The organism is Kribbella ginsengisoli (assembly GCF_039537185.1).
GTDB lineage: Bacteria > Actinomycetota > Actinomycetes > Propionibacteriales > Kribbellaceae > Kribbella > Kribbella koreensis.
The window spans coordinates 236,569-249,932 of sequence record NZ_BAABAA010000002.1; the positions used below are offsets into that span (position 1 = coordinate 236,569).

Below are 13,364 nucleotides of genomic sequence, written 5' to 3' on the forward strand. Positions count from 1 at the left end.
ACCGGGGCCACGGAGACCCCGGCACCATTGCATCACTCCTACTTCTTCGGGCGACGCTCGAACAGCGCCCGAGCGATCGCGGGCAGGTCACGCCGATGGGCGCGCTTGATGATTGCCAGCCCAAGCAGTAGCTGGACGAGGCCAAGCATCACGGCCGAAAAGCCAACGCCAACAGCGAGCTGCCAGAACGCGGGAAACCATGAACCGGTTGCGGACAACACGAAGCATCCCCTCCAGGGGCTTTCGTGCCGTCCGCTGAACGTGTCGGTGGGCTCGGATTGCCCTTCGGCTCAACGGAGAACGACACTTTGCGTCGAGTTGTCTAGCGATAACCGATGCCACAACGTTACACCACCTGCCGCGAGGTCTAAGTTCGATCTGGCGTCGTTCGATGATGTTCGCCCTCGTCCATCCAACGCTCATCGTCGTGCTTCGAGGCTGTCTCCCAACTGGGCCGTACGGCATTGAACTGCAACCAGAAGTACAACCAGGCGGCGATATGACGCGCCCCCGGTCGGCGGCCAGCCGGTTGGTGGGAACCAGGGCAGGCATCGCCCACGCAGTCGGAGGCGCATCCTGCTATACCGTAGTCGGGGAAGTTCAACAACCCGACGCCTGGAATCGGGCTGCACTGAGGGGGACGCTTGAGATGCGTTTGCTTTCACTCGATTTTGATCCTGTTTATGGAGAGGACACGACTCGATCGCGTTTTGCCAGTGGTATCAGCGTCTTCGATTACGATGTGGTGATCTGGGATCCTGCTCGCAGTATGGATGCGTACATTCACGGGTACGAACAGGATTATCAAGGACTTCCAACGCTGTCGGATGCCAACTCCGTCCGGATTCAAGCTGATGTGAAGCGACGACGCCTGGAGTTTGTGGAATTCATTAATTCCGGTCGAACGCTCGTCGTTATCGTGCGTCCTCCGCAGGAATGTCAGATCGATACCGGAAAACGAACGTATTCCGGCACAGGGCGAAACCGTGTGACAACGACTCATGTCGAAAAGTTTAACTTGATGTCAGCCTTGCCTATGCAGGCCCCACAGTTCAGGACAGCAAGAGGCAATCGCATATCTTTCACCGGAGACAATTCAATTGTCGCCTTACTTAGAAAATATAGAAGCTTTCTTGTATATGAAGCAGTGATATCAAACTGTCCTGGCGTCACATTGGCGCACGTGGCGAACACGGACCTTGTGCTTGCCTCGATGCAGCGAAGCAAGACGGCCGGCAACCTTGTTCTGTTACCAGCAATCGATCTAAAAGCTGACTACGACGAGGAGTCGGAGGAACCGGAGGATGCCGGGACTTCACAGTGGGTGGATGAAGCCCCAACGTTCCAGGCGGATCTACTCGCGGCTTTGCAAAAGCTATCAGGCAGCAAAGTGCTGGAGAGGCCCGAGTGGGCCACTAGATACGCGACCGCTGAGCAGTTGCATCTCCAGTCCGAGGTAGTGAAGCAGCAGAAGAGAGTCGAAACGGCGCGCGCAAAACTCGCAAAGCTCCAGCAGGAAAAAGAGGCAGCTGAGGTCAAGGATCAACTTTTCCTGGGCACTGGACGAGCGCTGGAGCTTGAGGTTAAGGCAGTTCTCGAAATCTTAGGGGGAGACGTTACAGAACCGGAACCTGGGCGAGATGATTGGAAGGTGGCATTCCCTGAGGGCCAGGCGGTCGTTGAGGTTAAGGGCGTGGGTAAGAGTGCCGCTGAGAAGCATGCTGCGCAACTGGAGAAGTGGGTTGCCGGTGCACTGGAGGAGACAGGCGCATCACCGAAAGGCATTCTCGTCGTAAATACTTGGCGGGAAGTTCCATTAAGTGAGCGCGCCGGGGTGGATTTTCCGGATCAGATGATTCCTTATTGCGTTAGCCGTAACCACTGTCTTGTAACCGGTTTGCAGCTATTTGTCATACGTGACCAGGTCACAAAAGATCCGAGTCAGGCTAACTACTGGCGTGAGAAGCTACTCGAAACCGCTGGCGTCGTTACGGGGTGTGAAGATTGGCGAGCAATCATCCAAGAGTCCAAGTCTGACCAGGAAGCATGACGAATCAGCCGCCCGGCGACTACTGACACCTACGTGTCAACCGCACGGGCAGACCTGCCGCATCGTCCCGATAGCTGCCGACCTTAGGTTCGGTGCGGGTCAAGGGTCGAGCTTGCTCGATCGCGGAGCGACGCCGGAGGCGCTCTTGAGGCGGGCCGGGCCGGACCGCCCCTCCCATGATTGCTAGCGAGACGATGCGGCAGCCAAGGTGAGACGGCGGGCCGCCTGGACCACGCGGCCGACTGGCCGGCCTTTTCGTCAGGAACCACGGACAGGGTGTCGGACCGTTGGATGGCGAGTTCTGCTGTCTGAGACCGGCACCCTTTGGCACGTGCGCGCCAAGCCAACGGGGGACGGGGCCGACGAGCCCTTAGGCGAGGAGCCGGAGGCTGCCGCGCTCCCCGGTCCTGTGGTGGCGGCGCGCTTTCGGGCCCTGGAGGGCCCGTCTTGAAGACGTAGAGAAACTTGTCAGGTCGGGCGGTAGTCAACGCGGCACTCGATGGTGGATGATGTCGCGACATCTGCGACATAGGTGGGGACCAGGTTCGTGTCGCGATGTACGCACAAGGGGGAGTTATGGCTAACGCAACTGAGCTGAGCAGCCGAGACAAGCAGCTCATTTCCGATTTCAAAGAAATAACACAAGCGGCCGAAGACGTCGCTAAGGAGTACGCCGAGGCGGGGGATGGCGAATCCCCCAGGCAAAGACTACTCAAAACTGGCCAGCAGCTATTTAAGAGTCTGGCCGCCTGCATCCCTATTCGCCTACAACCTGAACGCTTCCCCTTGACGGCGTCTTGGTACGATATCGACCTAGCACCTAGTCCCCTTGTCTGGAAATCAATAGACACGACAAGGCTCGCTATGTCCGCCGCTTCATTCTCTGCTATTGCTGGATCCATCGAATGGACCCTTCTCGGGCGATCACTTTCGGAATTCACGGATCAACTGTCTCGATTCGTTCCGATGCTTCGCTCTGCCGCCCCCGAGGAGCAGGGGGCCAGATTGCTTGACCTGCAACATCGCATAGACAATGCCCGCGAGGCACTCGCAAGGGTAATGCCCATCATTCGCGATGAGGAGTCGAGGCTTGACAGAATAAGACAGTCTGAGGCTGCAATCCGAAAATCTGAACAGGATGCGAAAGCTGCAGCAAGGCGAATCGCGGAAGCTGAAGAGAGTGCGGAGAAAGCCGTTGGCAAGGTCGCAGACCTGGAAGTGGCGCGATTCTTTCAAGAATACGCCCGAAGCAGGCGGCTCGCCTATAGACTATGGTCCGGCGGCCTCAGTCTAAGCCTTCTTGCAACGCTGGCCGTTGGCGCGTACACACTTAAGGAGTTCCCGCCTCGTCTAATTGCAGACGAAATCTCTAGATGGGCGATTATTGCACCTCTTTTGATATTGACAGGCTACGCTGCGCGGCAAGCGGGATACAATCGACAAATCGCTGAATGGTCAGAGATGACATTTCTGCGCGCACGCTCGATCGATGCCTTCACGATGCGGCTACCCGAGCAGGAGGCCACTGACACCCTGCATAAGTTCGGCATGCTTGTTTATGGCAGCGAGTCGAAGGCCCGGGACGTGGAGTCTGCAGACGATGTGACCACGCAGGGATTGTGGGCGAAGCTGATCAGCGGAAAGCAGTAGCAGACCGCTGGAGTGCTTGCCCTGGCCTGAGGTGTGCTAGAACAGTGGCGTGGAGCTTCTTCATCAAGGCAAAGTTCGCGATGTGTACAGCGATCGGCCGGGGGAGGTGATCCTCGTTGCGACTGATCGAGTGTCGGTCTATGACGTGGTGTTGCCTACGCCGATCCCCGATAAGGGCAAGCTGCTGACGAGTCTCTCGTTGTGGTGGTTTGAGCAGCTCAATGACGTGATGCCGAACCACGTCATCTCAAGCACCGATGTGCCGGCCGAGTTCGCTGGACGCGCTGTGCGCTGTCAGCAGGTGGACATCATCCAGGTCGAGTGCATCGCCCGCGGCTACCTCGCTGGCCTTGGCTGGGATGCGTACCAGGAGAGCGGCAAGATCTCTGGAGTGGCTATTCCTCCGGGCCTCAGGGAGGGCGACAAGCTCCCCCAGCCGGTCTTCACGCCAACTACGAAGACTGCGCCTGAGGATGGTCACGACGAGCCGATGACCTTTGAGGAGGTCTCGGACGCTGTTGGGCCAGAGTTGGCCAAGACGCTTGAGGCCAAGACGCTGGAGCTGTTCACGCGGGCTACCGAGATCACGGCTGGTCGCGGGGTGCATTTGGCTGACACCAAGTTCGAATTTGGCCTAGCGAAGGACGGGACGCTAGTTCTGGCCGACGAGGTCCTGACCTCGGACTCGTCTCGCTACTGGCGCGATGAGGACTGGAAGCCTGGACAGCGGCAGATCTCTTACGACAAGCAGTTTGTGAGGGACTGGGCACGCGATCTGGGCACGTGGGACAAGACTCCCCCAGGGCCTGAGATTCCGGCAGAGGTCGTCGATGAGACGCGCGCTCGCTACGTTGCGATGTACGAGCGGATTACAGGATTGAAGTGGGACTGACTGTGGCTACATGGGAAGAGATCCAAGAAGCTCGCTTGCAAGAGGTTCTAGTGCTGCAAGCTGTGCATCATCGACTCCTTGCCGCGAGAGAACGAGGGATCGACCCTGATCCCTACGACCTCGAGGTAGCTCGCTCGGTCAAGGCCACCGGCCTTGGCGGCATCGACCGAGTCAACGCGCGGGACGATTACTAGACCTTCGCGCGCGGTTCTGCCTATGCTGGCGGTGTTCTAGAACACCGATTGAAGAGTTCGAGGTTTTGTCATGCCCCCGAAGCTGGTGCGTCCCGCGCCGCCGTACCTGCAGATTGCCGACGCGATCCGTACCCGGATCTCCAACGGTGAACTGCAGGCCGGCGACCGCGTGCCGTCCGTACGAGCGCTGATGCGCGACTATGGGGTGGCGATCGCGACTGCGCAGCGGGCATTGACCAGCCTGCGAGCGGAGGGATACATCCGGCCAGAGCGTGGTGTCGGGAGCATCGTCACGACCGAGGACGAGCGCGGCCGGGCAGCCAATGACCGAGTCGACAAGTCCCGGCGCACGGGCAAGGTCTACCCGACCGGCCAATACGCCAAGATCACCCATGCGGCGCTCGACAAGGCGGGCGAACAGGTCGCTGACGCGCTCGGACTCAAGGCCGGCGACCCAGTGATTCGGCGCGTGCGAGTCACTTATCGCGCCGACGACAAGCCGATCTCTGCCTCAACCTCTTATTTCAAAGGCGATCTGGCCGAGCTCGCTCCGCTATTGCTGAGCGCCGAGCGGATTCGCGAGGGAACTTTCGCGTACGTCGCCGGCGCACTCAAGCGAACCATCGACGCCTGGCAGGACCAGTTCGAGCCGGCAGCGGCAACCTCTGAGCAGGCAGCCGAACTCGGCCTCGACGAAGGCGATCTCATCCTCGTCGGACGTAACTGGATCTACGACGACACAGGGGACGTCCTCGAGTACGGCGAAAGCATCACCTACGGCCGCGTCACCTACCGCGGCCGCCTCAGCGACTGATCGCCCGGCCCTCCGTACTACCGAACAGCCGACCTCGTTGGGGTTGTAGGTTTGATTCGTGTGTTCTAGTCTCTGAACTAGAACACTCGAATTTTGGAGCACGCGATGAACGATCCGGATCGCACAAAACCCCTTCTGCTCGGCTACGTCCGGCAGCACCTGCTGATGACCCAAGAGGAACTCGCCGGCGTCAAAGATCGGCTCGCCACCTACGCCACCACTGAGGGCTTCACGATGGGACCGGTCTTCGTGGAGCAACGGGAGTCGACGCCAGCCGCCTTCGAAGCACTCGTTCAAGCCATCGGCCAGTACCAGGCAAGAGCCGTCGTACTTCCGAGCATGCTGCATTTCGCCGTGCTCGGTGCTCCGCTCGCCGTCAAGCTCACCTTCGAGCAGGCGACCGGCGCCCAGGTGTTGGTCGCCTGCCCCGTCGACGCGACTCCATAGGCCGGCAGGTGGACGTACCGGGCCCTGCACCCTGCGCCCACCTGCCGCTCCAGTTGCCCGTAGCAACCGAATCAGATGAGGCGCTATGTCCGACATCCAAAGACTCAAAGCCCAGCTCTACCAACTCACAACCGAAGCCCAGCAGGGTGCCGGAAGCCTCGGCGGCTTCCGGCAGAAGTTCGGCCAGACGGGCGCACAGGTTCAAGCCCTGATCGCCGGCTCAGCCACCGGCGCCGATCGCGACATCGCTCAACTCCTCGACGCCGCCGGACGCTCCCTCGAACAAGCCGTGGAATCTCTCCAGATCGCCGCCCACGGCTGCCGAAGCTATGCCGACCAGATCTAGCCGCCACAGTCACGCGGATGCCCTCCGAACTCCAGCGCGTAGCCCAGGCGTTGTTGGCCGCTCTCGACGAGACTCCTCGCGTCGCCGACTACCTAAGGCGAATGGCTCAGAGGTGCCGGGAGAACGCCGGCTACGTCGGTCACATGTCCAACCACCCGGCAGCCCGGCTGGCCGCAGTACAGCTGGACGAGGCGGCCCGCCGCTGCGAGGACGCAGCTCAGTACTTGGCCCAGGTACGACCAAAGGCACGCGACTGGACCGAACAGATGGTCAGGAGCGGGCGGCAGGGCCATGACCGGGCCGCGGAAGGGCCGAAGCCGCGAGCTGTCACGACGGCAGGCGAGGACCCGAGCCCGGAACGAAGTCGATCGCAGCCCACGATCAGCGATGAAGAGGCCAGGGATCTGTTTCGGAAGCTGCCAGTACGCGTTGAGCGTCGAGGCCACAGAGAGAAGACCAGCGGCCTCTGGCGAGACCCTGACGGCAATGAGCAGCCTTTACTCAGCGGCATCGACAGGCATCGAGAGATGGCTGACCGTCTGGCATTGGACAAGACGCTGGGTGACCCACCACATACCTTGGCGATCACCTCGCACGTCGAGATCAAGTTCGCGTTGATGATGCGTGAGCGCGGACTCACGGACGAGACGATCGTGGTCAACAAGAGGCCGTGCGACGGTGACCTCGGATGCGATCAGATGCTGAGCAGGTTTCTCCCGGCGGGCGGTAGTTTAACCGTCTACGGACCAGCTGGGTTCAAGCGGACCTACCGCAGTACGGAACAGGATGGATGACGACATGACAGCGACTGTTCGGGCCTTCTACAAGAACGGCGCGGGTCCTACGCTGCTGACTTCGGCCGCCGATGTCGATGCCCTGGTCGACGCGGTCCTGGCTGAGCCGTTCGAGAATTCAGTTGTCGCGTTGTACAGCGAGGCACGCCCGCTGCTGGAGTCCGGAGTACGCGATCACGAACTGCGGATCGGTATCGATGCCGAAGCCAAGGTGGGTGGCATTCGCTACGCCGGCAACGACGGAACCGGGCGCGGCGTTTGGTACGTACCGGGGAATCCGAGTCAACGCGACGAGGCGTTCTATTACTACCAAGGCCACGACGAGGGTTGGCCGCAGGACTCCGAGGTCTCTGTCGAGGACGTCCGCCGCGCAGTCGCCGAATTCCTCGAGAGCGGTGGCGACCGACCGACCGCATTCGAGTGGTCCGAGTGGCCGACGGATATTGCCTGATGGACGACATTCCGCGGGTGGTTCTCCGCGGAGGCGTCGGTATGAGCGTTGTGCCCGGGACGGGATTCGAACCCGTATGCCTTTCGGCTGCGAGGTTTAAGCTCGCTGCGTCTGCCGTTCCGCCACCCGGGCCTGCGACCAGAGGAGCACCCTACAAGTAGATCCTGGTCACGAACACAGGGTAAGCGGGTGAGGTTGCGTTGGTATGTGCGGACATCCCTTTGAGCGCATGCCGGGTGGACGGGGAAGCCACAGCTGCTCACCCCGCACGCCAGGCCTCCGTGGCGGGCGGTTCGGCGTACGGGTGGTTTACAGGTAGACCTTGCGGGGGTAGATGGCGTGGGCGCCGGCTACTCGGTCTAGGAAGAGGGCTCCGGAGCAGTGGTCTATTTCGTGTTGTAGGGCTCTGGCCTCGAAGGCGTCTGTGGTGATGGTGAGTTGGTCGGTGGTGCCGGGGAGGGTGCCGGTGAGGGTTAGGCGGGTGGCTCGTTTGACGTCGCCGGTCAGGTCGGGGACGGACATGCAACCCTCGCGGGCCTTTTCCTGGCGGGTGGCTTCCACGATGACGGCGTTGCAGAGGACGAAGACGCCGTGGCAGGTGCGGGTTTTGGGGTGGCCGGTGACGTCCAGGGCGAACATCTGGGCGGCGACGCCGACTTGAGGGGCGGCTAGGCCTACGCAGCCTGGGGAGACTCGCATGGTGGCTACCAGGTCGGCGGCCAGGGCCAGCATCACTGGGTCCAGGGGGTCGACCAGGGCGCCCTCGGTGGCCAGGACGGGGTGGGGGGCTCGGACGACCTCGAGGACGTCGCCGGTGAGGCCTAGTTGGGCGGGGCTCCAGCTGGCGACGGTCTGGTTCAGGTGGGCGGTCACCGGGGAGCTCACAGATCGTCGCTTTCGGCCGGGCGCAGGGTTACTCCGACGCCTAGTTCCTCGGCGGTGATCTCCAGGGCGCGCTGGAGCATGCCGAGCTCAGCCGCGGCGGGCAGCTCAACCTCGGCGGTCAGGACGTACAGGGAACCGCTCAGCCGCGTTGTCTGGTCGGTGATCGTGCCGCCGACGCTGGCGATCATCCGGGTCACGGCGGAGACGATCCCGGGGCGGTCGGCGCCGTGCACGCTCAGGATGAAAGGGGCGCCGATCGGGGCGTGGGCGTGTTCCGGGCCCATCTCACGGACGGTGATGACGAGTTCGCCCCGCAGCGGCTCCAGGGCCTCGCGTACCTCGGGGAACGATCCGGAGCAGACGATCATCATCGCGAAATGGCCGCGCAGGAGCGTCATCGTCGAGTCCTCGAGGTTGACGCCGGTCTGGGCGAGGGCCTCGGTGACGTCGGCGATGATGCCCGGGCGGTCCGGACCGATGACGGTGACTGCGAGCTGACTCATGGGCGGAAACTTACCCGGACCAAAGTCTTTACCCGGTCAAACTTCGGTATCCGGACGGCCCACCCGGCCACAATCCCGCCCAAAAGCTAGTTAGATTCGACCCATGGCAGGTTCAGAAGGTCCGAGGCGCAGCGCCCGGGACTGGGTGGTCGACAGCCTGAGCTTCGTCCTCGCGATCCTGATCAGCCTGGTCGCCTACGACAGCGGCCGCAAAGACCCGATCCCCGAGTGGTTGCACGATGTCGACTTCGTCCTCGGCCTGGCCTTGTGCCTGACGCTGTGGTTCCGGCGGCGCTGGCCGGTCCAGCTGGCGCTCGTCGCGGCCGCGATCTCGGCCTTCTCCGACGCCGCCGCCGGCCCGACCCTGATGATCATCCTCACGGTGGCGATCTACCGGCCGTTCCGGACCACGGTGCTGATCTTCGGCGTCAACACGGTCAGCCTGGCCATCTACATCGCTGTCCGGGACAAGCCCGAGTCCATCCAGGTGACCGCCGGCTGGGCGATCCTGATCTACTGCGCCCTGGCCGGCTGGGGCCTGTACCTCCGTTCCCGCCGCCAACTCCTCCAGACCCTCCGCGACCGAGCCGACCGCGCCGAGGCGATGGCTCTCCTCCAGGCCGAGCGCGGCCAACTGAGAGCCCGTGAGGAGATCGCCCGCGAGATGCACGACGTACTGGGCCACCGGCTCTCCCTGCTCAGCGTCCACGCCGGCGCCCTCGCCTACCGCCCAGACGCCAGCACCCAAGAGGTGGCCAGCGCGGCCGAGGTCATCCGCGCCAGCGCCCACCAGGCCCTCCAAGACCTGAGAGAAGTGATCGGCGTACTACGAGCCCCCGTCGGCGAACTCCCCCAGCCAAGCTTCGCCGACCTCCCCGCCCTGGTCGACGACTCAAGAAAAGCCGGCCTCCCCGTAGCCCTGGAACTCGATGCCCCCGGCAACCTCCCCGAGCACGTCGGCCGAACGGCGTACCGGATCGTCCAGGAGGGCCTCACCAACGCCCTCAAACACGCCCCCGGCGAGCCGGTGAAAGTAAAGGTCATCGGCTCCCCAGGCAACGGCCTCACAGTCGAGCTGAACAACCCAGCCGGCCAAGCACGACGCGGCGACGGCCAAGGCCTGATCGGCCTGACCGAGCGCGCCCAGCTGGTCGACGGCCGGCTCGAACACGGCCGTACCCCCGAGGGCGAATTCCGTCTCGCCGCTTGGCTACCGTGGCCCGCATGACCATTCGGGTGCTGATCGTGGACGACGACCCGCTGCTGCGGGCCGGCCTGCAGCTGATGCTCGGCGGCGCGCCGGACATCCGCGTGGTCGGCGAGGCCGGCGACGGCAGCGGCGTACAGAGCCTGATCGACAAGCTCTCCCCCGACGTCGTGCTGATGGACATCCGGATGCCGAACACCGACGGCCTGACCGCGACCGAATCCATCCGCAGGCGGCCGGGCGCCCCCGAGGTCGTCATCCTGACCACGTTCGACGCCGACGAGCACGTACTCCGCGCGCTCCGCGCGGGCGCCGCCGGCTTCATCCTCAAGGACACCCCGCCGGCCGAGATCGTCGAGTCCGTACGCCGGATCGCCGGCGGCCAGCCGGTCCTCTCGCCAGGCGTCACGAAGCGCCTGATCACCCGCGTCGCCGCCTCCGGCCAGGACCAGCGCAAGAGCAAGGCAGCCGAACGCCTCAAGGACCTCAACGACCGCGAACGCGACATCGCCGTAGCCGTCGGCGAGGGCAAGTCGAACGCCGAGATCAGCGCCACCCTCTATCTCAGCATCCCGACCGTGAAGACGCACGTCTCCCGCATCCTCACCAAACTCGACCTGAACAACCGCGTCCAGATCGCCCTCCTCGTCCACGACGCCGGCCTCCTCGACGACACCCGCTGATCACCGACCTTTCACCTGCTCGGGCAACTCCCAGAGGCTGATTCGCATTAGCCTCTAGGAGTTTCGTCCGCCCTTGGAAGGTTTCAAATGCGCCTGCTCGTCGGAGGTCTAGCTCTAGCCCTGCTCCTCCCCGCCCTGCCAGCCCAAGCCGTAGATCAGGCCATAGTCGTCACAGACCCGGCCGCGTACGTCGACCCACTGGTCGGCTCCGCCCGCGACGGAACGACCTGGCCAGGAGCCGTCCGCCCGTTCGGCATGATCTCGTGGAGCCCCACGAGCACCCGCGGCGATCAGACCAGCACGGGTGCCGCCAACGGATACCAGTACGACGTGACGCGGGTGCGCGGCTTCGCCCTCACCCACGTCAGCGGCGCCGGCTGCAACCCGGGCGCGGCCGGCGACATCCCGATCATGCCGTACGTCGGTACCGTCGACACCTCCCCCACCGCCGACACCAAAGACGCCAAGTACGCCAGCGACTTCAGCCACGCCGACGAGATCGCCAAGCCCGGCCGGTACACCGTGAAGCTGGCCAACGGCGTCAAGTCCGACCTCGCCGTCACCACCCGAGCAGGTGTCGGCGACTTCGCCTTCCCGACCGACGGCCAGCCGAACCTGCTGTTCCGTACGTCGAACTCGCTCAACGGCAGCGAGGACGCCGAGATCACCATCGACGCGGCAAACCGCAAGGTGACCGGCTCGGTCCTGACCGGCGCCTTCTGCGGACGTCGCGCCAACGGTGGTACGAACAACCGGAAGACCTACTACCGCCTCTACTTCACCGCCTCTTTCGACCAGCCGGTCGTTGCCACCGGCACCTGGAAGGACGGCACGATCACCCCGGGCGGCACCCAGACCACGGGTGGCGAGGGCTACGCGACCGGCGCCGACCGTGCGGGCAAGGGTTCAGGGGGTTACGTCAGCTTCACCCCCGGCGCCAAGGTCAAGATGCGGATCGGCATCTCGTACGTGAGCGCGCAAGGCGCTGAGGACAACCTCGCCGCCGAGATCCGCCCGGACGCGACCGTCAACCGGATCGCCAACGACGGCTACAAGGACTGGAAGAACGAGCTGCAGAACGTCCGGATCACCGGCGGCAGCGACGCCCAGCGCAACACCTTCTACACCGCCCTGTACCACGTACTCCTGCAGCCGAACGTGTTCAACGACGTCGACGGCAAGTACCTCGGCAGCGACCAGCAGATCCACGAGCTGGCGCCGGGCCAGCGGGCGCAGTACGGGACGTTCTCGGGGTGGGATCAGTATCGGGCGCACATCCAGCTGCTCGCGTTGCTGAAGCCGGAGATCGCGGGTGACTTCGCGCAGTCGATGTACCAGTTCGCCCAGCAGAACAAGGGGATCTGGGATCGCTGGCTGCACAACAACGGCCCGACGCACGTGATGACGGGCGACCCGGCCGCGCCGACCCTGGCGACCTTCGCGGCGATGGGGGTCACGAACTTCGATGCCGAGGGCGCTTACGACTCGCTCGTCCACCAGGCGACGATGCAGAACGCCGATGCCGAGAACGATGGCGGCTGCCCAGGACAGTGCACCGGGCAGCGGCCGGCGCTCAACACCTACTTGGCAAAGCACTATGCGCCGCAGGACGCCTGCCACTGCTGGGGTGGAGCGGCGGAGACGCTGGAGAACTCGCTCGCGGACTTCTCCCTTGCCCAGTGGGGATCCCGGCTCGGCAAAGACACCCAGGACCTCGCCGATCGCGGCACGTGGTGGAAGAACACGTACGACCCGGCAGTCGGCTACCAGCGTGCTCGCAAGGCGGATGGGACGTGGCAGCCTGGGTTCACGCCGTCCACCGACGTGGGATTCGCGCAGGGTTCCAGTGCGACGTACACGTGGATGGTGCCGCAGGATGTCTCCGGCCTCGGCGCGGTGATGGGCGGCGATGCGGTCACCAGGCTCGACAGCTTCTTCCACGATGCAGCCGGCAACTGGGCGGTCAAGGGTGGCAGCGCGCTCCGCTATGACCCAACCAATGAGCCGGGTCTGCACACGCCGTGGCTCTACAACGGGCTCGGCGTCGCCTGGAAGACGCAAGCGACGACGCGCGAGATCGTCGACACCGTCTACGGCACCGGGCCGTCAGGCCTGCCGGGCAACGACGATCTGGGGACGCTCTCGGCCTGGTACGTGTTCGCGGCGATCGGCCTCTTCCCGCAGACGTCTGGGAGGGCCGAGTTGCTGGTCGGCAGTCCGCTCTTCCCGAAGGTCGAGTTGAAGCGCAGCAACGGCGTACGGCTGACCATTGAGGCGCCGCAGACGTCAGACGCCAACCAGTACGTCGAATCGCTCGCCCTCAACGGCAAGCCGCGCACCGAGTCCTGGCTGCCGGAGTCGTTCATCACCAGCGGCGGCCGGATCAACGTACAGATGGGAGCGGCACCCACGAGCTGGGGCACCGCTCCCATCGACCACTGAAAAGCA

General features: G+C 63.6%; 14 protein-coding genes and 1 tRNA gene. 11 read left to right on the top strand and 4 right to left on the bottom strand.

Annotation, left to right across the window (positions count from 1 at the left end; all coding sequences use genetic code 11):
• Positions 1-38: 38 nt before the first annotated feature.
• Positions 39-221: a hypothetical protein gene (locus tag ABD768_RS08435; RefSeq protein ID WP_344839147.1), complete on the bottom strand. Its 183-nt coding sequence runs from the start codon at positions 219-221 to the stop codon at positions 39-41.
• Positions 222-649: 428 nt separating this feature from the next.
• On the opposite strand from ABD768_RS08435, the gene ABD768_RS08440 reads away from it, so the two are divergent.
• The 8 genes from ABD768_RS08440 (at position 650) to ABD768_RS08475 (ending at position 7,638) form a co-directional block, all read left to right on the top strand.
• Positions 650-2,050 (top strand): ATP synthase subunit B family protein, encoded by a 1,401-nt coding sequence (locus ABD768_RS08440; protein WP_344839149.1) that lies wholly within the window; start codon positions 650-652, stop codon positions 2,048-2,050.
• A gap of 576 nt (positions 2,051-2,626) precedes the next feature.
• Positions 2,627-3,700 (top strand): hypothetical protein, encoded by a 1,074-nt coding sequence (locus ABD768_RS08445; RefSeq protein ID WP_344839152.1) that lies wholly within the window; start codon positions 2,627-2,629, stop codon positions 3,698-3,700.
• Between the two features lie 49 nt (positions 3,701-3,749).
• Complete coding sequence (locus ABD768_RS08450; protein ID WP_344839154.1) at positions 3,750-4,592, top strand: phosphoribosylaminoimidazolesuccinocarboxamide synthase; 843 nt, start codon at positions 3,750-3,752, stop codon at positions 4,590-4,592.
• A 264-nt stretch (positions 4,593-4,856) separates the two neighbouring features.
• Complete coding sequence (locus tag ABD768_RS08455) at positions 4,857-5,600, top strand: GntR family transcriptional regulator (RefSeq protein WP_344839156.1); 744 nt, start codon at positions 4,857-4,859, stop codon at positions 5,598-5,600.
• A gap of 105 nt (positions 5,601-5,705) precedes the next feature.
• A complete protein-coding gene (locus ABD768_RS08460; protein ID WP_344839159.1) occupies positions 5,706-6,047 on the top strand; it encodes a hypothetical protein in 342 nt (113 codons plus the stop codon).
• Between the two features lie 85 nt (positions 6,048-6,132).
• Positions 6,133-6,393, top strand: coding sequence for a hypothetical protein (locus ABD768_RS08465; RefSeq protein WP_343973344.1), 261 nt, complete (start codon positions 6,133-6,135; stop codon positions 6,391-6,393).
• A 17-nt stretch (positions 6,394-6,410) separates the two neighbouring features.
• Positions 6,411-7,187 carry a DddA-like double-stranded DNA deaminase toxin gene (locus tag ABD768_RS08470; RefSeq protein WP_344839163.1) on the top strand — a complete coding sequence of 259 codons (777 nt, stop codon included), beginning with the start codon at positions 6,411-6,413 and terminating at the stop codon, positions 7,185-7,187.
• A gap of 4 nt (positions 7,188-7,191) precedes the next feature.
• Positions 7,192-7,638, top strand: coding sequence for an Imm1 family immunity protein (locus ABD768_RS08475; RefSeq protein WP_343973347.1), 447 nt, complete (start codon positions 7,192-7,194; stop codon positions 7,636-7,638).
• A 51-nt stretch (positions 7,639-7,689) separates the two neighbouring features.
• Here ABD768_RS08475 and ABD768_RS08480 read toward each other — a convergent pair.
• From ABD768_RS08480 to ABD768_RS08490, 3 genes are all read right to left on the bottom strand, one after another.
• Positions 7,690-7,770 (bottom strand) — tRNA-Leu (locus ABD768_RS08480).
• Positions 7,771-7,947: 177 nt separating this feature from the next.
• Positions 7,948-8,511, bottom strand: coding sequence for a peptide deformylase (locus ABD768_RS08485; RefSeq protein ID WP_344839166.1), 564 nt, complete (start codon positions 8,509-8,511; stop codon positions 7,948-7,950).
• An 8-nt stretch (positions 8,512-8,519) separates the two neighbouring features.
• Entirely contained in the window at positions 8,520-9,026 is a 507-nt protein-coding gene (locus ABD768_RS08490; protein ID WP_343973353.1) for a glycine cleavage system transcriptional repressor, read from the bottom strand.
• 103 nt (positions 9,027-9,129) lie between these two features.
• Between ABD768_RS08490 and ABD768_RS08495 the strand changes: the two genes are divergently transcribed.
• From ABD768_RS08495 to ABD768_RS08505, 3 genes are all read left to right on the top strand, one after another.
• On the top strand, positions 9,130-10,254 hold the full coding sequence (locus ABD768_RS08495) for a sensor histidine kinase (RefSeq protein WP_344839169.1): 1,125 nt from the start codon (positions 9,130-9,132) through the stop codon (positions 10,252-10,254).
• On the top strand, positions 10,251-10,916 hold the full coding sequence (locus tag ABD768_RS08500) for a response regulator transcription factor (RefSeq protein WP_343973357.1): 666 nt from the start codon (positions 10,251-10,253) through the stop codon (positions 10,914-10,916). The genes ABD768_RS08495 and ABD768_RS08500 overlap by 4 nt, the downstream gene beginning before the upstream one ends.
• Positions 10,917-11,003: 87 nt before the next feature.
• Positions 11,004-13,358: a GH92 family glycosyl hydrolase gene (locus tag ABD768_RS08505; protein ID WP_344839172.1), complete on the top strand. Its 2,355-nt coding sequence runs from the start codon at positions 11,004-11,006 to the stop codon at positions 13,356-13,358.
• Positions 13,359-13,364 lie beyond the last annotated feature (6 nt).

What these genes read in the sequence shown, in the direction of transcription:
- ABD768_RS08440 (WP_344839149.1), top strand. Translation starts at nt 650, where the DNA reads ATGCGTTTGCTTTCACTCGATTTTGATCCTGTTTATGGAGAGGACACG.
- ABD768_RS08445 (WP_344839152.1), top strand. Translation starts at nt 2,627, where the DNA reads ATGGCTAACGCAACTGAGCTGAGCAGCCGAGACAAGCAGCTCATTTCC.
- ABD768_RS08455 (WP_344839156.1), top strand. Translation starts at nt 4,857, where the DNA reads ATGCCCCCGAAGCTGGTGCGTCCCGCGCCGCCGTACCTGCAGATTGCC.
- ABD768_RS08460 (WP_344839159.1), top strand. Translation starts at nt 5,706, where the DNA reads ATGAACGATCCGGATCGCACAAAACCCCTTCTGCTCGGCTACGTCCGG.
- ABD768_RS08465 (WP_343973344.1), top strand. Translation starts at nt 6,133, where the DNA reads ATGTCCGACATCCAAAGACTCAAAGCCCAGCTCTACCAACTCACAACC.
- ABD768_RS08470 (WP_344839163.1), top strand. Translation starts at nt 6,411, where the DNA reads ATGCCCTCCGAACTCCAGCGCGTAGCCCAGGCGTTGTTGGCCGCTCTC.
- ABD768_RS08475 (WP_343973347.1), top strand. Translation starts at nt 7,192, where the DNA reads ATGACAGCGACTGTTCGGGCCTTCTACAAGAACGGCGCGGGTCCTACG.
- ABD768_RS08490 (WP_343973353.1), bottom strand. Translation starts at nt 9,026, where the DNA reads ATGAGTCAGCTCGCAGTCACCGTCATCGGTCCGGACCGCCCGGGCATC.
- ABD768_RS08495 (WP_344839169.1), top strand. Translation starts at nt 9,130, where the DNA reads ATGGCAGGTTCAGAAGGTCCGAGGCGCAGCGCCCGGGACTGGGTGGTC.
- ABD768_RS08500 (WP_343973357.1), top strand. Translation starts at nt 10,251, where the DNA reads ATGACCATTCGGGTGCTGATCGTGGACGACGACCCGCTGCTGCGGGCC.
- ABD768_RS08505 (WP_344839172.1), top strand. Translation starts at nt 11,004, where the DNA reads ATGCGCCTGCTCGTCGGAGGTCTAGCTCTAGCCCTGCTCCTCCCCGCC.